Below are 19654 nucleotides of genomic sequence, written 5' to 3'. Positions count from 1 at the left end.
AACTACGAAAAGGGTTAAAAACTTATTGTTTTTAACCCTTTTTTATATTTTCGTGCTATGAATAAACAGGTTTTTACAATTGAGGAAATAAAGAGGAAGATAGAACACTACTGTGTGTATCAAGATCGATGTCATAAGGAAGTGGAAGAAAAACTGAAAGAATACCGTTTGATTCCGGAAGCGAGAGAGCATATTTTATTGCATTTATTAGAGCATAATTTTTTAAATGAAGAGCGTTTTGCAAAAAGCTTCGCCAGAGGAAAGTTCAGAATAAAAAAGTGGGGAAAAGAACGAATTGTTAGAGAATTGAAATTTCGAGATATCTCGATCTACAATATAAAATCAGCATTGAAAGAAATTGATGAAGAAGAATACATCAAAACCTTATATGAGTTGGTTGAAAAAAAGAACGAATCTATATCCGAAACCAATCAATTTAAACGAAAAAAGAAAATAGCCGATTATCTGTTGTACAGAGGGTTTGAAAGTAACTTAGTCTATGAAGCTTTAAAAACTATTGATTCTTAAATAAGCTGTCAATATTTATTTCACTATCAAATTTTTTCTTAGTGTAAACGGTATTAATTTTATCATTCATACTTCCAAAAATCACCATAATTTTTTCAACTTGATTGTTTACTTCATCGGCAGAAATAGAAGGAATAAAAGTCATATCGGCCAAACGCAACGTTTCGTTTTCAAAAACATTAATACGAGCCTTAAAAGCAGGTGTTTTAAGAATTTCTATATTTAAACTATCTTTAAGTTGTTTGGTAAGAGTTTTAAGCTCTAAAGCGTTGTTTAAAGCTTCTGTTGGGGTTGTGTTTTTTAACTCCTGTAAAAAGTCTTCGACTACAAAGTATTCTTTCCAAGGTTTAATTTCTTTTACATAATCTTCCTTTATTTTAGAGTAATCAGCATGCTTAACAGAAATATTCATTTCAGTTTTAGTAGGTAGTTCTGTTTTTTGAGATTTCTTTTTTTGACATGAAGAAACAAAAAGTAGCAACGAAGCAATAACTAATAAAAAACGACTCATTTTACTCAAGAAATTAAAGCGATAAAAATACATATTTTACTTGGCATTATTTGTAAGATTAAATTATAAGTTTGAAATCAGTGTATTAGCATTCTGTATTGTAGATAGTTAAAAAAGAATAAATACTTTTTACGAAATCTTAAATTTAATAACTTTGCAGCCATATATTTTTGAATAATTTAAAATGAGTGATACCATATTAATTTTAGGAGCTTGCGGGCAAATTGGAACAGAATTAACTGAAAAATTACGCTCTATCTATGGAAAAGATAACGTGATAGCTTCTGATATTAGAGAAGGAAATGCAGAAATGATGAGCGCTGGTCCTTTTGAAATTATCGATGCTACAAGCCAAGAGCAAATTTTAAGTGTCATTCAAAAATATAAGGTTACCCAAGTGTATTTAATGGCAGCTATGTTATCAGCAACAGCTGAAAAATACCCATTAAAAGGTTGGGACTTAAACATGACTTCATTACTAGCTGTATTAGAATTGGCTAAAGAAAAGCATATTCAAAAAGTATACTGGCCTAGTTCTATGGCAGCATTTGGACCTACTTCTCCAAAAATGAATACACCACAGCAAACTATTATGGAACCTTCTACAGTTTACGGGATTAGTAAAGTGGCAGGTGAACATTGGTGTAATTATTATCATGAAAAATACGGGGTAGATGTAAGAAGTATTCGTTACCCAGGAATTATTAGTTGGAAAACATTACCAGGTGGAGGTACTACAGACTATGCAGTAGATATTTATTTCGAAGCGATAGAAAAAGGAACTTTTGAATGCTTTTTATCTGAAAACACTCGCTTACCTATGATGTATATGGATGATGCTATCAATGCAACCATTCAGTTAATGCAAGCAGATGCTGAAAAGATTAAAACAAGAACTTCATACAATTTAGCGGCAATTAGTTTTACACCAAAAGAAATTGCTGAAGAGATTAGAAAATATATTCCAGATTTTACCATTACTTACAATCCAGATTTTAGACAAGCGATTGCTGATAGTTGGCCTCAGGTAATAGACGATTCGGCAGCAAGAAAAGATTGGGGATGGAGACATCAGTTTGATTTAGCTTCTATGACTAAAGACATCATTACGAATTTACAAGCAAAAGCGGGAGAGTCAACAGAGATGTAAGGTTACATTCTTTCTTTCGTCTATGGTATTCAAGTTTTATCGTGAAGTGTAACCTAGGTTACTTATTCTTTACTATAGAAGGAATATTTTTGTATAGCAATATGTTACTGATGAAAAAAATTATTGAAGAAAGCTTAGAAAGAGCATTGTCGTACACTGAGTATAGAAGCTTAGTAAGCGATTTATTAACGGAAGGTAAATCTACTGGACCCAATCAGTCAGATGATTTGTTAAACTACAGTAAGTTAAACGACAAGCGTATGAAGCGTTTGGACAAAACAATTAAACTTACTGAGGAAACCATCGCTAAAATTAAAGATGTAAAAGAACCTCAAACTTGGTTGGTGTTAACAGAGGGGTGGTGTGGTGATGCAGCACAAAACATCCCTGTGATTCATAAAATAGCGGCTGAAAATCCGAACATCGATTTTAAATTGGTTTTACGAGATGAAAACTTGGAGTTGATGGATGCTTTTTTAACCAATGGAGGAAGGTCTATTCCTAAATTAATTGCTTTAAATGAAGAGAAAGAAGTAATTAATACTTGGGGACCAAGGCCTACGTTAGCTACACAAATGGTAGCTGATTATAAAGCTAAGAATGGAAGTTTAGATGCCGAATTTAAAGAGAACTTACAGGTTTGGTATAACAAAAACAAAGGAGAAAATACACAAGAAGATATTATTTCAATGCTTCAATAAATAATAGGAGACAATAATAAATTCCCCTTTTTGATTTTATTCAAGAAGGGGAATTGTTTTCTGTATCTTTGCGCCCATAACGAATCAATATGTTTGTAGAATTCAATACCTTATCAGAAGAAGCAAAAGTTTGGGTATATCCATCAAGTCGAAAATTTTATCCTCAAGAAATTGACGAATTAAAAGAAAAATTACAAAGCTTTGTAGAAGTATGGAAACAAGATGATGCTGACTTTAAAGCTTCTTTCGAGTTGAAATACGATCGTTTTATTGTTTTTTCTGCGGAAGAAGACGCTCAATTAATCAATGCAGACATTGATCAACAAGTGGCTTTTATTTTACAATTACAGCAAGAGTATGAGGTTGAATTATTAGATAAAATGAATGTATGTTTTAAGCAAGGAGAGTTCATCCAATACAAAGATGTAAAAGAGTTTAAAACGCTGCTTAAGAAGAAGTCAGTATCCGCTAAAACAGTTGTTTTTGATAACTTAGTGCAAACGAAAGGTGAGTTAGAAAATTACTGGGAAGTACCTATTACTGAAAGTTGGTACAATCGATTTTTGTAACAATTTTATTTTTTCTCGTCCTATAAGTAAAATTATAGGTTATGGCTGGAGAAGGACATATGAGTCAAGTTGGCTCAACTTTACGAGAAAATAGAAAGAACATGTTAGATAGAAAAAGGTTGTTTAAAAACAAACAAACTTGCACAAGAAATAATACTAGCTTAAAGTTCGGGAAGGTTTCTGAAAAGGATCTTAAAAAGATAAAAGAAAATATCAGGATTAAGGCTAAAAGAGACAAGGAAAGATTTAACCTTATTATGATTTTGACAGCTATAGTCGTGGCTGTTATTTTTTACTACCTATTTTCTGACTTTTCTATTGATTTTAAAATGTTTACTCGACAGAGGTGATTTTTTCTACAAACTCATTAACACTCTGCGCATTTTCTACTGAAAAATCTCCGATTTTGGTTCTTCGTAATACGGATAAATGTGCTCCAGAATTTAAGGCTTCTCCATAATCGTTGGCAATAGAACGGATGTAGGTTCCTTTGCTACACACAATTCTAAACTCTACGTTAGGTAAATCAATTTTGGTAATTTCAAATTCATTAATTTCTACTTCACGAGCTTTGATTTCGGTAGTTTCGCCTTTACGAGCAAGTTCGTATAAACGCTTTCCGTCTTTTTTAATAGCAGAAAAAATAGGTGGCTTTTGCTGAATTTTACCAATAAACTGTTCTGTAGTTTTATGGAGTAATTCTTCAGTTATATGTTCGGTAGGAAACGTCTCGTTAATTTCAGTTTCTAAATCGTAACTAGGTGTGGTAGCGCCAATAACAAAGGTACCTGTGTATTCTTTTATCTGACCTTGATATTCGTTGATGTTTTTGGTTTGCTTACCTGTGCAAATAATTAATAAACCAGTAGCTAACGGATCTAAGGTTCCGGCATGTCCTACTTTAATTTTTTTAATATGAAAGTGTTTACGAATATGCCAACGAAGCTTATTTACCACCTGAAAAGAAGTCCATTCTAGTGGTTTGTCAATCAATAAAATTTGTCCGTTTTTGTAATCTTCCGCAGTCATTTAGAAAAATAAAGAATAGCCAATGGCAATTAAACCTACAATAGCGCAGTATAAAGAAAAATACGATAATTTACTCTTTTTAACCAAAGCTATCATCCAAGTACAAGCTAATAATCCAGAAATAAAAGCAGCAATAAAACCAGCTGAAAGTGGAACAATCTCTGAACTTTGAAAATTAATATCTCCACTTAAAATATCTTTGGCTACTTTCCCTAAAATTAGTGGAACCACCATTAAAAAAGAAAAACGAGCTGCTCTGGTACGATCTACCCCTAACAATACCGACGTTGAAATAGTCGCTCCTGAACGAGAAATACCAGGTAGCATGGCAATAGCTTGTGAGATACCTATAATAACAGCACTTTTAAAAGAAACATTTTCATTAGTGTTTTTGGCTTTATCGGCTAGTAAAAGTAATACAGCGGTTATTAAAAGCATGAATCCTACCAATAAAACTTTTCCACCAAAAAAGCTTTCTAATTCTTTTTCAAAAGCAAGTCCAATAATCACAGCAGGAATCATTGATAAAATAATTTTTACTGAAAATTGCATTTCCTCATTCCATTTGAATTGAACGAGTCCTTTAAAAATTTCAGTAATTTCTTTTCTAAAAATAACAATAGTACTTAAGGCCGTTGCGGCATGCAAAACTACGGTGAAAGTTAAGCTTTCTTGTGGTACGGAGGTATCTCCAAATAAGGCTTTCGCTAATTCTAAATGCCCACTAGATGATACAGGTAAAAACTCGGTAAGTCCTTGAATAATTCCAAGGATAATAGCTTCTAATAAATCCATGCTTATTTTTTAGGATTGGCAAAAATAGCATAAATCTCAATACCAAAACCAATAATTACTAGAGTTGGAGCTAAACGAATTCTACGCCAACCATAAATTTCAGGGTTAAACACATTAGGGTCATCACTACCACCACCTGCCATTAAAATAAATCCTAAGGCAATAACAGCAATACCGATTAACATAATGATATAATTTCGTTTACCGAATAGAAATTCTTGTTTTGGTAAATTATCTTTTTTCATAATATCTTAATACTAGTAGTATAAATCGTTTGTTTGTAGGTTTAAAAAGCGTTGAGTAGCAAAGAAAGTGCTAATCCATGTAATAAAGAAGGCAACTAATACAATACCACCTGCAACATATCCTAAAGCTAAATAATCCGTTAGTAATTCTAAGGTTGGAATGTACTTGTCAACATAATAAATTACAATAGACAATCCACTTATAGCTATAAAAGCTCCCAGCATTCCTAATCGTATACTTTGCCAAATAAAAGGTTTACGAATAAAACTTTTCGTAGCCCCAACCATTTGCATGGTTTTTATATTAAATCGTTTAGAGTAAATTGATAAACGGATAGAACTGTTGATTAAAATAATAGCTACTAAACCAAAGAATCCACTTAATACTAACAACCAAAAACTTATACGTTGAATGTTTTTAGTTAATAACTGCACCAATGGTTTATCATAATTTACTTCAGCTACAAATTGATTTTTTCCAAAAGACGTTTCAAGCTCCGTCATTTTTTCAGGAGTAACATAGTCTGCTTTTAAATAGATGTCAATTCCATTTTTAAGAGGATTGTCTCCCAAAAACTGTAAAAAGTCTTCGCCTAAATCTTTTTTGTACTCTTTTGCAGCCTCTTCTTTAGGAATGTAAACAACCTTGTTTACATAGGTTTCTTTTTTAATAGATTCTTTAAGGCTTTTAACATTTTCATCAGTTACTTCATCTTTTAGGAAAAGTGTCATAACCACTTTTTCTTTAAAATGATTGGCAACTTTGGTTGATTTTAATAAAACCAATCCTAAAACACCTATCATAAAAAGGACTAAAGCAATACTAACCACAACGGATATATAGGAAGATTGTAATCGGCGTTTTTGAAAAGAATCAAAAGAGGTTGTCATTATTAAATACTGGTTTTAAGGCGTTGCAAGATACAAATATAAAATCTTTAAAATTTATCCTATTCTTCTATCTCTTGGCATAATTCAATCAATACTCCATTGGTAGTTTTAGGATGTAGGAAAGCTACTAGTTTATTGTCGGCTCCTTTTTTAGGAGTTTCGTTTAAAACTGTAAAACCTTCGTTTTGTAAACGCTTAATTTCCTCTTTTATGTTATCAACAGCAAAAGCAATATGATGGATTCCTTCTCCTTTTTTCTCTATAAATTTAGCAATAGGACTATCAGGATTTGAAGCTTCTAATAATTCAATTTTGTTAGGACCTGATTTGAAAAACGAAGTTTTTACTCCTTCACTAGCAACTTCTTCAATTTTATAGTGAGCTTCACCAAAAAGAGATGCAAATAAAGCATTCGATTTTTCTAAGTCCTTAACGGCAATACCAATGTGTTCAATTTTGTTCATAGGGTAAAAGTATGAAAGAAGATTCAATTCTTTTTGAGAGAAAGCACTATATTTAAGTAATTTTAACTTAAAAATTGTTATTCGTTATGAAAACAGCCAATTTTTTTTTAGCAACGATGGTTGCTATAGTTAGTTTTATGTCTTGTAGTCAAGATAAAACAGAAGACGCATTAGCGGAAAAAACAGTGAAAACTGCAAAACCACAAAATTTGCTTATGTATAAAGAAATGGTAGCAATGTTAGAACATTATGATGAAACAAGGAAATCTGTTTTAGAAAAAGCTTTGGGGTATGAAGATACACGTATTAACTTTTATACTATTGAAACTTTAGAAACATATCTAGCGTATATGAAAAAAGTATCAGAAGAGAAAGGGATTAAACTAACAGGTATAAATATAGTCTCAGCGTCATACCCAGAAACAATGCAGAGAGGTACTCCAAATTACCAAACCATTATGTTTATGCCTACAACTGAAATCGAAGGTAAAAATATAGCTTTTGCACCTGAAGTTTCTACTGAAAATAAAATAGTAACGATGAAAGAAATGTTAGGAGGTTATGGGTATAACTGGGTATATGATAGTAAAGAAGATTATGATAATAGAGATAAAGTTAATGAAGAGACACAAGAGAATTTTTTAAAAAGAGAACTAAAAGGAGATGAGGTAAGTGGGGCAGGTAATTATGGGCAATTATCACCTCCTTATTAGCCAGAGCTTTAATAAGTTATATGCCTTAGTAAAAAGACAATTGAGATTGTAAATCTTTTTCTAAGATAAAATATCCATGTAAACACCCTTTGCAATAAAGTAATTTTTTGTGAAGGGTGTTTAACTTTTTTTGAAAGATAAAAACAAGAGTATATGACATGAAAAAAGAATGGTTAAAACATTGATGAGGTTAGGGGGTTTTCACTGTTTGTGAATTTGCATCCTTGTGTTAAGTGGTTGGTAGTTGGAGTTTTAAAGGCTTTCTTGCTAAAAGTGCTTTTTTTATTAAAAAATAAGCGTTTATATTTAGAAAATCAAAAAATCAAATTTATTATGAAAAAAACTACCCTACTTCAATTATTATTTTTAACTCTAGTCATGAGTTTTGCCGTATCATGCGAAAAAACTGACAGTAAATGTGATTGTGATGATTGGCGATCTCAAGTTCCTGAAGGGACATTTTGTTATTCAGATGAAGGAAGAACAAAAGAAATGCTTAACTATAAAGAAATAGTAGCAATGTTGTCGAATTATGATAGAACAAGAATAGCACCAGTTGAAAAGACTTTAGGTTATGAAGATACTCGTGCAAATACGTTTGACTTTGTACAATTTAAAAAATATTTAGCACATGTGGAAAATATGAGTAAAAAGGCAAATGTTAAGATAACTGGTATTAGCTTTATTTCAGCAGCAAAACCAGATTATAAAGGAACGGGAAAAACTTACCAAAACTTGATTTATATTCCTACTACTACCATAAATGGAAAACAAATAGCTTTTGATCCTGTGCAATCTGCAAAACAAGGGAAATTGGTAACATTTAAAGAAATGTTGGTTTCAAACGGATATAAATGGATATATGATACTAAAGAAGAGTTTGAAAAAGGAAAAAGAGACGATTATAACTACAACATAAGAGTATTGAGAGAAAACAAAGCAAATTTTGTATCAGCTTTAACACTTGATGAAGAATCATTGAGTGGAGCTGGGAACCAAGGACAATTATCACCACCTTTTTAATTTATGATTATAAGCGAACTTCCTTTATATTCACAGCTATTAGCAGCGTTGTTAAGTTGTTTTTTTTTAATTTTTAGGAAAACACGTTTCTTAAAGGTTTTAACGTTGTTTTTAGTGGTTACATTTTTGGTTGAATTGGCTGGAGCTTATTATACTGAGATAAAAAAGCCAAGTTTTTTTATCTATCATTATTATACCTTTTTTGAGTATATAGTTATTTATTTTCTATACGAGAATCTCATAAAAGATAAAAAGAGGTTGAATATTTCTAAAGTTATGCTCTTTGTTTTTATTGTAATTTGGAGCCTTATTTTTTATAACAAAACGTTCCTTTTTTATTCGATAATTATTGGGTCATTTAATGTAGGGATTTTGGCTTTTTTATATTTAAGAGAGTTGCTCTTGTCTGATAAAATAGTAAATTATAAAGAGCTTTTACCGTTCTGGGTGTCGGTAGGGTTTCTTGTTTTTCATTTACCAGCTATTCCTTTTTTTAGTTTTTGGAGTTATATGAAGAATAGGAATTTATTGCCGATTTTACATTTTTTAATTGTTTTAATGAATATTATTATTTCTTTTGGGTTATTATGGAGCAACAAGAAGGAAGAATATTAATAATTGCAACAATTGTTATTACTATAATTATTGTTTTTTTGGTGATATTATTCACTGTTTTCCAGCGGAGAAAAAATAAGTTATTGTTTGAACGCGCTGAAAATAAAAAACGATATGAGCGTGAGATTGCAGAAGCCCAAATAGAAATACGAGAAGAAACACTAAGAAATATTAGTTGGGAGTTGCACGATAATATCGGACAACTCCTAACTTTAGCGAAGATACAATTACAACATTCTTCTCCAGAAAGTATAGGAGAGATATCTGAAATCATAGCTAAAAGCTTAACGGAAGTAAGAGCGTTGTCAAAAGTAATTAATCCAGATTTTATTAATAATGTAAAGTTAAAAGATGCTCTAAAATTAGAAATTGAGCGGTTTAACAGGTTAAATTATATAGATGCAAGTTTAGAGGTAAAAGGGGAAGAGCAAGAAATTAATCAAAAACATGGAATAGTTATTTTTAGGATTTTACAGGAGTTTTTTTCCAATACAATTAAACATTCAAAAGGATCTAAACTTATGGTGTTTTTAAACTATTCTGAAGATTCTATTCAAATTGAAGCAAAAGATGATGGTGTTGGGTTTGAAATGGATAGGGTGAGGTTAAAAGGTATTGGTTTACAGAATATTAAAGCTAGGGCAAAACTGATAAATGCGGAAGCAAAATTCATATCGGAACCTCAAAAAGGCACAAGTTTAATAATAAATTATTATATTTAAGGAGCCCTAGTGTATTTCCCCAACAACAAAAAAAACTAATCTAACCTAAGAAATTATGAAATACTCAGTTGTTGTTGTAGATGATCATACGTTGTTATCACAGGCTATTGAAGGAATGGTAAATACCTTTGATAAGTTTAAAGTGCTTTACACGTGCAAAAACGGAAAGGAAGTAGCTGAGAAGTTTTCAGCTTCACCAAAAAATGTTCCTGATGTAGTTTTGGTAGATGTAAATATGCCTGTGATGAATGGTATTGAGACTACTGAATGGATTGTGAATAACTATCCACATGTACATGTTATGGCATTATCTGTAGAAGATGCAGATGGTACAATATTGAAAATGCTAAAAGCAGGTGCTGTTGGATATTTACTAAAAGATACTGAAAAAGATGTATTAGAAAAAGCGTTATTGGAAATGATGGATAATGGTTTTTATCACACAAAAAATGTAACGACTATTTTACTAGATTCAGTTTCAGGAAAACATACAAAAAACAATTTATCATTTAAAGAAAACGAAATTACTTTTATGAAGTTAGCATGCTCTGAGTTAACCTACAAAGAAATTGCCGACAAAATGTTTTTAAGCCCCAAAACTATAGATGGATACAGAGATAGTTTATTTACAAAACTAAATGTTAGAAATAGAGTGGGATTAGTAATGTACGCTATTAAAAATAAAATTTATACTCCATAATTTTATGCTTAAATTTGCAGTATGGAAGAAACAAATAGACAACGTAAAATTGCAGGAGTGTTGCAACAAGACTTGGTAGACGTTTTACAACGTGCTGCGCAAGATGGAATGAAGGGGGTGATTATATCGGTATCTAAAGTTTCGGTTACTGCCGATTTAGGAGTTGCTAAAGTGTACCTAAGTGTATTTCCTTCAGAAAAAAGAGATGAGATTATCCAAGGAGTAAAATCTAATACGCCCTTAATTCGTCACGAATTAGCACAACGAACAAAACACCAATTAAGAAGAATGCCAGAATTGTTGTTCTTTGGTGATGATAGTTTAGATTATATAGAGGAAATAGATAAATCTTTAAAAGGAAAAGATGTAGATCCGATTAAAAACCCAGATATCTTACCTCGCCGTCAAAAACGTTAATAAATTTTCTGTACTTTGGCTAGCTAAATTTATTAATGTTTGAACTTTTCACTATACATAGCTAAAAGATACTTGTTTTCAAAAACAAGTACTAATGCAATTAATATTATAACAGCAATTGCTGTTTTTGGAGTTGTTGTTGGTACTTTAGCCATGTTTGTGATTCTCTCTGGTTTTTCAGGCTTACGAACTTTTAGTGATTCGTTATTGAACGCTTCAGATCCTGATATAAAAATTACAGCAACTCAAGGAAAATCTTTTGAGTATTCAGCAAAAATTCATGATGTTTTACAAGAAAAGGAGGGGGTTGAAGCCTTTTCTAAAGTTGTAGAAGAAAGAGTTTTTTTAAAATATAAAAACAAAGATCATATAGCCCAAGTAAAAGGGGTTGATGTAAGTTACTCGCAGATTATTCCTGCTGATTCAATTTTAACTGTGGGTACTTGGTTAGATCCTGAGTTTAAAAACATAGCGGTAATTGGATACGGAATATCGTATAAGTTGTCTTTGGGAATCTTGAATTTTGGTGAGCCTCTGCAAGTTTTGGTTCCGAAACCAGGTAAAGGTTTTATCAATGCAAATAATGCGTTTCGTTCTGTTTCTACTCAAATTGTCGGAGTGTATACAGGATCAGAAGAATTTCAAAATAAATATGTGTATGTGCCAATTTCTTTAGCACAAGAATTGCTGGATTATAAAGAAAATCAGGTATCAGGAGTTGAACTTAAATTAAAAGAAGGGATAGATTTAGATTCTTTTCAAGAAAACTTGCAAGAAGTTTTAGGTGCTGATTTTAAGGTGCAAACGAGAGCACAGCTAAACACGCTGTACTATAAGGTGATTAATACGGAAAACTTCATTTCATATTTAATTTTCACATTAATTGTAGCGATAGCTTTATTTAATGTTATTGGATCAATAATTATGATGATTATTGATAAACGTCAAAACTTAAAAACATTATACAATTTAGGAAGCACTATTGATGAAATAAAAAAGATATTCATATTTCAAGGATTCTTACTAACCTTAGTAGGTATGGCAATAGGCTTAGTTTTGGCAGTTGTTTTGGTGATAATTCAACAGAAATATGGATTGTTGATGATTACACAGAACTTAGCATATCCCGTAGAATTTAGATTGACTAATTTATTAGTGGTTGTTGCTACTATATTAATATTAGGGTATTTAGCTGCTAAAATTGCAAGCTCTAGAATTTCTAAAGCCTTTATTGAAGGGTAAAAGTAAGCCGTTTACAGCTAAACTTTACAAAGTTTAGTGTGGTCATATACTGTAAAAAATTAAGCTTATTTTTAGTTATCCAACCTCTGGAATAATAGCATTGCCAAATTTAGCTTGTACTTCGTCAAAAGCAGCAAAAACATCTTTAGGGTCGTCAGAAGTAACCATTTTCATTCGATGCTCTTTAAAATGAGGAATCCCTTTAAAATAGTTGGTATAATGTCTTCTAGTTTCTACCACACCTAATTGCTCACCTTTCCAATCGATAGCCATTTCTAAATGACGACGTGCCATATCAACACGTTCAGAAATGGTAGGCCCTGGTAAATGTTCTCCTGTTTTAAAATAGTGTTTTACTTCGTTAAAAAACCAAGGATATCCAATAGATGCACGACCAATCATACAGCCATCTAATCCGTATATATCACGCATTTCCATTGCTTTTTCAGGAGAGGTAACATCTCCATTTCCAAATACAGGAATATGCATCCTCGGATTGTTTTTTACTTCTGCGATAGGTGCCCAATCAGCGTCACCTTTATACATTTGAGCACGCGTACGACCGTGAATAGAAATGGCTTTACAACCTACATCTTGTAAACGCTCGGCAACTTCAAGAATTCGAATAGAATCATGATCCCATCCTAAACGAGTTTTAACAGTAACAGGTAATTTTGTGTGTTTTACCATGGCTTCAGTAAGTGAAACCATTAAATCAATATCTTTTAAAATACCTGCTCCAGCTCCTTTTGAAACTACTTTTTTAACAGGACAACCAAAATTGATGTCAATAATATCAGGATTTGATTTTTCAACAATCTCAACAGTTTTAAGCATAGAGTCTAGATTAGCACCGAAAATTTGAATCCCCACAGGGCGTTCTTTTTCGTAAATATCTAGCTTCATTACGCTTTTTGCTGCATCGCGAATTAATCCTTCTGAAGAAATAAATTCAGTATACACTACATCAGCACCATTCTCTTTGCATAAAGCTCTAAATGGTGGATCACTCACATCTTCCATCGGTGCTAATAATAGCGGAAAATCAGGAAGTTCTATGTTACCTATTTTTACCATGCTGCAAAGTTACTTTTTTTTAAGGAATTACGTATCTTTCGTTTTTTAACTCTCAATTTTTTTTATTGAAATTACCATTTGAACCTATTGTATTTGGTTATGCCATTAACATACACCTAATTTTAGAGTATTTGGCTTTTTTTATAGCGTTTCGATTCTACCTTTATTTGCGAAAAAAAGAACAAGACAGTATTTCTTCAGAAAATCGTTTAACCATTATTTTAGGAGCTGCAATTGGAGCTTTAATTGGTTCGCGTTTAGTGGGAGTGTTAGAAAATCCATTAATAACTTTTTCCACAGAACATATAATTCAAATTTTGAATACTAAAACAATTATGGGAGGTTTGTTTGGAGGTTTGTTAGGTGTTGAGATTGCAAAGAAAATGATAGGAGAAATAAAATCTTCAGGAGATTTATTTGTGTTTCCAATAATTGTAGGAATTTTTATAGGAAGAATAGGGTGTTTTCTTTCTGGAATTAATGAGTTTACTTACGGAAGACAAACAGAATCTTTCTTAGGGATGAATTTAGGTGATGGAGTTTTAAGACACCCTGTTGCGTTATACGAATTACTGTTTTTAATTGTTTTATTTATAAGCTTAAGATATGTGCAAAGAGTGTACATTTTACAATCTGGAGAACTCTTTAAAATTTTTATGCTGTCTTATTTTGGATTTCGTTTTTTTATAGAGTTTTTAAAACCCAATACGTTTTATGTCTTCGGATTAAGTACAATTCAGTTATTATGTATAGTTTGTTGGCTATATTATATTAGGTTTGTAATTCAAAAAAAAGAATATGCCAGAAAGAAAATATAATTACTATGATTTTACATTGAGTTTATGTCCTGAATGTTTGAAAAGAGTAGATGCAAAAATTGTTTTTGAAGATGATAAGGTTTATATGCTTAAACGTTGTAGGGAGCATGGAAATTCTAAAGTGTTAATTGCCGATGATGTTGCGTATTATAAAAACATTCGTAATTATAATAAGCCGAGTGAAATGCCTTATACATTTAATACCAAAACAGATTATGGTTGTCCTTACGATTGCGGTTTATGTCCGGACCACGAACAGCATTCTTGTTTAACGGTTGTTGAGGTTACCGACAGATGTAATTTGACTTGCCCTACTTGTTATGCAGGGTCTTCTCCTACTTATGGAAGACACCGAACATTGGAAGAAATAAAAGCAATGTTAGATGCTGTGGTTAAAAATGAAAAAGAACCTGATGTTGTGCAGATAAGTGGAGGAGAGCCAACAATACATCCGCAGTTTTGGGAGATTTTAGACTATGCTAAATCTTTACCAATACGGCATTTAATGTTAAATACCAATGGAATAAAAATTGCTACAGATTTAGCTTTTGCTGAACGATTAAAAACGTATGCGCCAGATTTTGAAGTCTATTTACAGTTCGATTCTTTTGAAGATAATGTTTTAAGAGAATTAAGAGGAGCTGATTTAAATAAAATACGGAAACAAGCAATTGAAAATTTAAATAAGTTAAACCTGTCAACAACTTTAGTAGTGACACTTCAAAAAGGATTAAATGATCACGAGATAGGTAAAGTGATCGACTATGCCTTGGAACAAAAATGTATTCGAGGAGTTACTTTTCAACCAACGCAAATAGCAGGAAGATTAGAGAATTTTAATCCTGAAATAGATCGGATAACTCTCACAGAAGTTCGTAGAAAAATTATGGAGCAAACTAGTGTGTTTAATTCGGATGATTTAATACCAGTGCCTTGTAATCCTGATGCACTAGTAATGGGGTATGCGCTTAAGTTAGGAGGAGAAGTGTTTCCGTTAACGAGATATATTAATCCGAATGATTTACTAGATAACAGTAAAAACACCATTATTTATGAGCAAGATGAAACTTTACATGGTAAAATGATTGACCTATTTAGTACTGGGAATTCGGTAGAAGTAGCTGAGGAGAATTTAAAATCTATCATGTGTTGTCTGCCAAATATCGATGCGCCAGAGTTGGGATATGACAACTTGTTTAGGGTGATAATCATGCAATTTATAGATGCTTATAATTTTGACGTAAGAGCTGTAAAAAAATCATGTGTACATATTGTAGATAAAGACAATAAGATTATTCCTTTTGAAACAATGAACCTATTTTATAGGGATGATAAGAAAGAATATTTAGAAGAATTAAGACAAAAAGTATAACACTAAGCATTAATCATATGATGTTTTTAGAAGTAGGAGATTTATCAGGGCTATTTATAATTATTGGTTTTATTATGTTTGGTCCACCAATTGCACTAGCAATTGTTGGGGGAGCAATCAGAAAAAAAAATAAAACAGCGTCTAAAGTACTCTATATATTGGCAGCTTTATATTTAATAGTTGGCTTAGGTATATGTGGAAGTATGTTGACGGCTTAAAAAAGGATTTTTAAGATAAAATCAAATATTTTTTCAAGCTAAAAGAGAGGTGAAATTTTCGCTATTTATTTTGTGTAAATAAAGTATCTTTGCAAGTCACAAGTAGTTAGATTACGAAGAATGAAGAACATAAGAAATTTTTGCATTATTGCACATATTGATCATGGTAAGAGTACTCTTGCCGATAGATTATTAGATTATACAGGAACCGTTACTGAGCGTGAAAAACAAAACCAGTTACTAGATAACATGGATTTAGAGCGCGAACGTGGTATTACTATTAAATCACACGCTATTCAAATGGATTATGTTTACGAAGGAGAAAATTATATTCTAAACTTAATCGATACTCCAGGTCACGTAGATTTTTCTTACGAAGTTTCTCGTTCTATCGCAGCTTGTGAAGGAGCTTTGTTGATTGTTGATGCAGCACAGAGTATTCAAGCACAAACTATTTCTAACTTATATTTAGCGTTAGAGAATGATTTGGAAATTATTCCTGTCTTAAATAAAGTAGATTTACCTTCAGCAAACCCTGAAGAAGTAACCGATGATATTGTTGATTTATTAGGATGTAATCCTGAAGATGTAATTCATGCAAGTGGAAAAACAGGTTTTGGGGTTGATAATATTTTAAAAGCAATTATAGAAAAAATTCCAGCACCAAGCGGAAATCCTGATGGACCTTTAAAAGCGTTGATTTTTGACTCGGTGTATAATTCGTACCGTGGAATTGAAACCTACTTTAGAGTGATTGATGGTTCTATTAAAAAGAATCAACAAATAAAATTCATGGCAACGGGTAAGCAATACGGAGCTGATGAAGTGGGAACCTTAAAGTTAAATCAAGTTGTAAAAAATGAGATTAAAACAGGGGATGTTGGATATTTAATCACGGGAATTAAAGCAGCAAAAGAAGTAAAGGTAGGAGATACGATTACTGATTTTGCAAACCCAACAACAGAAAGAATTGAAGGGTTTGAAGATGTAAAACCGATGGTATTCGCAGGAATATATCCTGTAGACACTGAAGATTATGAAGAGCTACGTGCTTCAATGGAAAAATTGCAGTTAAATGATGCTTCATTAGTATTTCAACCAGAAAGTTCTGCGGCATTAGGATTTGGTTTCCGATGTGGTTTCTTAGGGATGTTACACATGGAAATTATCCAGGAGCGTTTAGAGCGTGAGTTTGATATGACCGTAATTACTACGGTTCCTAACGTAAGTTATCATGCATTTACTAAGAAAGATCCTGATGAGGTGATTATTGTAAATAATCCGTCTGATTTACCAGATCCATCAAGATTAGATAGGGTAGAAGAGCCTTTTATCAAAGCCTCAATTATTACCAAAGCTGATTTTGTAGGTCAGGTAATGTCACTTTGTATAGAAAAACGTGGACAAATTGTAAACCAAACTTATTTAACTCCTGAGCGAGTTGAATTAATTTTTGATATGCCATTGGCAGAAATTGTATTCGATTTCTATGATCGATTAAAAACAGTTTCTAAAGGATATGCATCATTTGATTATCATCCAATAGGAATGAAGTCATCGAAATTGGTTCGTGTTGATATGTTATTGAATGGACAAGTAGTAGATGCACTTTCTGCTCTATTACATGCAGATAATGCTTATGGAATAGGAAAGCGTATTTGTGAGAAGCTGAAAGAATTAATTCCGCGTCAACAATTTGATATTCCTATTCAAGCTGCTATTGGAGCTAAAATTATAGCTCGTGAAACGGTAAAAGCTTTACGTAAAGATGTTACGGCTAAATGTTACGGAGGTGATATTTCTCGTAAACGTAAATTATTAGAAAAGCAGAAAAAAGGTAAAAAACGTATGCGTCAAGTTGGAAATGTAGAAATTCCACAGCAAGCGTTTATGGCAGTTTTGAAGTTGAATGACTAGTTTTTTTGAGAAGAAGCTAATAGAGAATAAAAAAACCATTTTGATTTAATCAAAATGGTTTTTTTAATTGGTATACTTTCAAATAGCTAGGTTGAAAGCTAATCTCTGTTTCCTAAAACACGTAGTCCCCAATACAAAAGCATAGCTAAAGAACCGAGAGCAGCAACTAAATACGTTCTTGCAGCCCATTTTAATGCATCTTTAGAACCTGTTAACTCTTCACGAGTAACCATGTTTTTATTTTCTAACCAAGCTAAGGCTCTATTACTTGCGTCATATTCTACAGGTAAGGTAATAAAACTAAAAATAGTACCTAGTGCCATAAAAGCTAAACCAGCCATGGCTATATAAAAACCAATACCAGTACTACCAGAAGCGGCTCCAAAAGCAATACCACCTATGACCATCCATTGAGAAAAGCGTGAAGTAATACTTACCATAGGGACTAATTTAGAACGCATTTGTAAGTATTGATAAGCTCTAGCATGTTGAACAGCATGTCCTACTTCGTGTGCAGCTACTGCGGCAGAAGCAGCGTTACGTTGGTTGTAAACTGCTTCGCTAAGATTAACAGTTTTGTTTTGTGGATTGTAATGATCGGTTAATCTACCAGGGGTAGAAATGACTTGTACATCATAAATGCCATGGTCAGCTAGCATTTTTTGTGCGATTTCAGCTCCACTCATTCCATTTCGTAAGTGAATTTGAGAGTATTTTTTAAATTTTTGTTGTAAGGTGTTACTTACTAACCAGCTGAATAAAGATATAATCCCAATCAGAATATAAAATCCAATCATAATTTATATAGTTTTAAAATTTTATGTCATTTTTGTTGGATAAATTTATATCATAAATTATTCCAATTTATTAACGGTAATAAAAAGTGTCAAAATGACAAATAAACCTAAAATTTTAATTGTTTATACAGGGGGTACCATTGGTATGGTAAAGGATTATGATACAGGAGCATTAAAGGCTTTCGATTTTAGTCAAATATCTAGTAAAATACCAGAATTACAACAGCTTAATTGTGAAATAACCACAATATCATTTGAGAATCCTATAGATTCGTCAAACATGAATGTAGATTATTACATTCAAATTGCTGAAATTATTTCTGGTAATTATGATAAGTTTGATGGTTTTGTGGTGTTAACAGGTTCAGATACGATGTCGTACACTTCTTCTGCAATTAGTTTTATGTTCGAAAACTTACAAAAACCAGTAATATTTACAGGTTCTCAATTACCGATAGGAGATTTACGCACAGATGCTAAAGAGAATTTGATAACTTCGATACAAATAGCATCGGCTCATGAAAATGATAAACCAATAATTCAGGAGGTAGGTTTGTATTTTGAATACAAATTATATAGAGCTAATAGGACTACGAAAATTAATGCAGAACAGTTTGAAGCATTTGCGTCGATGAACTACCCTCCATTGGCTGAAAGTGGTGTACATTTAAACTTTAATCATCATTTATTACTAAAGCCAACAAAAGAAGAAGATAAACTAGTTTTTAGAAAAAAATTAGATAATCATGTTGCGATTTTAAAATTGTTCCCAGGAATTACTGAGCCAGTAGTGAGAAGTTTTATAAACATACCAGAATTAAAAGGAATTGTTTTAGAAACTTACGGTTCAGGAAATGCGCCTACTGAGAAATGGTTTCTTGATTTGTTGGAAGAATCAGTGCAAAAAGGAATTAATATTGTTAATGTAACCCAATGTGCTGGAGGTAGCGTAATTTTAGGACATTATGAAACAAGTTCAGAAATGAAACGTATTGGTATTGTTGATGGTAAGGATATTACTACAGAAACAGCTATCGCAAAAATGATGTATTTATTAGGAGAAAAGCTTTCAAAAGAAGAATTTAAGCATTATTTTGAGAAACCTCTAAGAGGAGAAATGGCTTGATTTGTAAATAAATT

General features: G+C 32.0%; 24 protein-coding genes. 16 read left to right on the top strand and 8 right to left on the bottom strand.

Features of this window, described 5'->3' with window-relative positions; translation table 11 throughout:
- The first annotated feature begins 57 nt into the window (after positions 1-57).
- Positions 58-528 (top strand): regulatory protein RecX, encoded by a 471-nt coding sequence (locus ACQY6M_RS07280; RefSeq protein WP_428742634.1) that lies wholly within the window; start codon positions 58-60, stop codon positions 526-528.
- Here the strand turns inward: ACQY6M_RS07280 and ACQY6M_RS07275 are convergent.
- Positions 515-1039, bottom strand: a complete 525-nt coding sequence (locus ACQY6M_RS07275; protein ID WP_428742633.1) for a hypothetical protein — start codon at positions 1037-1039, stop codon at positions 515-517. The genes ACQY6M_RS07280 and ACQY6M_RS07275 overlap by 14 nt on opposite strands.
- A 184-nt stretch (positions 1040-1223) precedes the next feature.
- Between ACQY6M_RS07275 and ACQY6M_RS07270 the strand changes: the two genes are divergently transcribed.
- From ACQY6M_RS07270 to ACQY6M_RS07255, 4 genes are all read left to right on the top strand, one after another.
- Positions 1224-2189, top strand: coding sequence for an NAD-dependent epimerase/dehydratase family protein (locus tag ACQY6M_RS07270; RefSeq protein ID WP_428742632.1), 966 nt, complete (start codon positions 1224-1226; stop codon positions 2187-2189).
- A 110-nt stretch (positions 2190-2299) separates the two neighbouring features.
- The gene (locus tag ACQY6M_RS07265) at positions 2300-2890 is read left to right on the top strand and encodes a thioredoxin family protein (protein ID WP_428742631.1); all 591 of its coding nucleotides are present in this window, start codon (positions 2300-2302) and stop codon (positions 2888-2890) included.
- A gap of 89 nt (positions 2891-2979) precedes the next feature.
- A complete protein-coding gene (locus tag ACQY6M_RS07260; protein WP_428742630.1) occupies positions 2980-3459 on the top strand; it encodes an ABC transporter ATPase in 480 nt (159 codons plus the stop codon).
- 41 nt (positions 3460-3500) lie between these two features.
- Positions 3501-3809, top strand: coding sequence for a hypothetical protein (locus tag ACQY6M_RS07255; RefSeq protein WP_428742629.1), 309 nt, complete (start codon positions 3501-3503; stop codon positions 3807-3809).
- Here ACQY6M_RS07255 and truB read toward each other — a convergent pair.
- The 5 genes from truB to mce are packed head-to-tail and all read right to left on the bottom strand — an operon-like array spanning position 3793 to position 6883.
- Positions 3793-4488: a tRNA pseudouridine(55) synthase TruB gene (gene truB, locus ACQY6M_RS07250; RefSeq protein WP_428742628.1), complete on the bottom strand. Its 696-nt coding sequence runs from the start codon at positions 4486-4488 to the stop codon at positions 3793-3795. The two genes, ACQY6M_RS07255 and truB, sit on opposite strands and share 17 nt — an antisense overlap.
- Positions 4489-5283 carry an undecaprenyl-diphosphate phosphatase gene (locus tag ACQY6M_RS07245; protein WP_428742627.1) on the bottom strand — a complete coding sequence of 265 codons (795 nt, stop codon included), beginning with the start codon at positions 5281-5283 and terminating at the stop codon, positions 4489-4491. It lies immediately after the preceding gene.
- 2 nt (positions 5284-5285) lie between these two features.
- Entirely contained in the window at positions 5286-5528 is a 243-nt protein-coding gene (locus tag ACQY6M_RS07240; protein WP_133538000.1) for a DUF3098 domain-containing protein, read from the bottom strand.
- Between the two features lie 12 nt (positions 5529-5540).
- Positions 5541-6419: a cell division protein FtsX gene (locus tag ACQY6M_RS07235; RefSeq protein ID WP_428742626.1), complete on the bottom strand. Its 879-nt coding sequence runs from the start codon at positions 6417-6419 to the stop codon at positions 5541-5543.
- Between the two features lie 59 nt (positions 6420-6478).
- A complete protein-coding gene (mce, locus tag ACQY6M_RS07230; RefSeq protein ID WP_428742625.1) occupies positions 6479-6883 on the bottom strand; it encodes a methylmalonyl-CoA epimerase in 405 nt (134 codons plus the stop codon).
- Between the two features lie 86 nt (positions 6884-6969).
- Here mce and ACQY6M_RS07225 point away from each other — a divergent pair, with 86 nt between their 5' ends.
- From ACQY6M_RS07225 to ACQY6M_RS07200, 6 genes are all read left to right on the top strand, one after another.
- The gene (locus ACQY6M_RS07225; RefSeq protein ID WP_428742624.1) at positions 6970-7596 is read left to right on the top strand and encodes a hypothetical protein; all 627 of its coding nucleotides are present in this window, start codon (positions 6970-6972) and stop codon (positions 7594-7596) included.
- A gap of 333 nt (positions 7597-7929) precedes the next feature.
- Positions 7930-8619 (top strand): hypothetical protein, encoded by a 690-nt coding sequence (locus tag ACQY6M_RS07220; protein WP_428742623.1) that lies wholly within the window; start codon positions 7930-7932, stop codon positions 8617-8619.
- Positions 8620-9206: 587 nt separating this feature from the next.
- The gene (locus tag ACQY6M_RS07215; protein WP_428744936.1) at positions 9207-9956 is read left to right on the top strand and encodes a sensor histidine kinase; all 750 of its coding nucleotides are present in this window, start codon (positions 9207-9209) and stop codon (positions 9954-9956) included.
- 52 nt (positions 9957-10008) lie between these two features.
- Positions 10009-10656, top strand: a complete 648-nt coding sequence (locus ACQY6M_RS07210) for a response regulator transcription factor (protein WP_428742643.1) — start codon at positions 10009-10011, stop codon at positions 10654-10656.
- 21 nt (positions 10657-10677) lie between these two features.
- The gene (gene rbfA, locus ACQY6M_RS07205) at positions 10678-11073 is read left to right on the top strand and encodes a 30S ribosome-binding factor RbfA (protein ID WP_428742621.1); all 396 of its coding nucleotides are present in this window, start codon (positions 10678-10680) and stop codon (positions 11071-11073) included.
- 39 nt (positions 11074-11112) lie between these two features.
- The gene (locus tag ACQY6M_RS07200) at positions 11113-12315 is read left to right on the top strand and encodes an ABC transporter permease (RefSeq protein ID WP_428742620.1); all 1203 of its coding nucleotides are present in this window, start codon (positions 11113-11115) and stop codon (positions 12313-12315) included.
- Between the two features lie 75 nt (positions 12316-12390).
- Here the strand turns inward: ACQY6M_RS07200 and dusB are convergent, their stop codons facing one another.
- Entirely contained in the window at positions 12391-13392 is a 1002-nt protein-coding gene (dusB, locus tag ACQY6M_RS07195) for a tRNA dihydrouridine synthase DusB (protein ID WP_428742619.1), read from the bottom strand.
- A 65-nt stretch (positions 13393-13457) separates the two neighbouring features.
- Between dusB and ACQY6M_RS07190 the strand changes: the two genes are divergently transcribed.
- From ACQY6M_RS07190 to lepA, 4 genes are all read left to right on the top strand, one after another.
- On the top strand, positions 13458-14210 hold the full coding sequence (locus tag ACQY6M_RS07190) for a prolipoprotein diacylglyceryl transferase (protein ID WP_428742618.1): 753 nt from the start codon (positions 13458-13460) through the stop codon (positions 14208-14210).
- Positions 14191-15582 (top strand): radical SAM protein, encoded by a 1392-nt coding sequence (locus tag ACQY6M_RS07185; protein WP_428742617.1) that lies wholly within the window; start codon positions 14191-14193, stop codon positions 15580-15582. Before ACQY6M_RS07190 ends, ACQY6M_RS07185 begins: the two co-directional genes overlap by 20 nt.
- 17 nt (positions 15583-15599) lie before the next feature.
- Positions 15600-15800, top strand: coding sequence for a hypothetical protein (locus ACQY6M_RS07180; RefSeq protein WP_428742616.1), 201 nt, complete (start codon positions 15600-15602; stop codon positions 15798-15800).
- A 120-nt stretch (positions 15801-15920) separates the two neighbouring features.
- Positions 15921-17717: a translation elongation factor 4 gene (lepA, locus tag ACQY6M_RS07175; protein WP_428742615.1), complete on the top strand. Its 1797-nt coding sequence runs from the start codon at positions 15921-15923 to the stop codon at positions 17715-17717.
- A 98-nt stretch (positions 17718-17815) separates the two neighbouring features.
- On the opposite strand, the gene ACQY6M_RS07170 is transcribed toward lepA, so the two are convergent.
- A complete protein-coding gene (locus ACQY6M_RS07170) occupies positions 17816-18514 on the bottom strand; it encodes a zinc metallopeptidase (protein ID WP_428742614.1) in 699 nt (232 codons plus the stop codon).
- A 94-nt stretch (positions 18515-18608) separates the two neighbouring features.
- Here ACQY6M_RS07170 and ACQY6M_RS07165 point away from each other — a divergent pair, with 94 nt between their 5' ends.
- Positions 18609-19640: an asparaginase gene (locus ACQY6M_RS07165; protein WP_428742613.1), complete on the top strand. Its 1032-nt coding sequence runs from the start codon at positions 18609-18611 to the stop codon at positions 19638-19640.
- Positions 19641-19654 lie beyond the last annotated feature (14 nt).

Source organism: Tenacibaculum sp. (assembly GCF_050290165.1).
GTDB lineage: Bacteria > Bacteroidota > Bacteroidia > Flavobacteriales > Flavobacteriaceae > Polaribacter.
The sequence above is the reverse complement of the archived record's forward strand: the minus strand, read 5'-3'. Positions and strand labels throughout refer to the sequence as shown.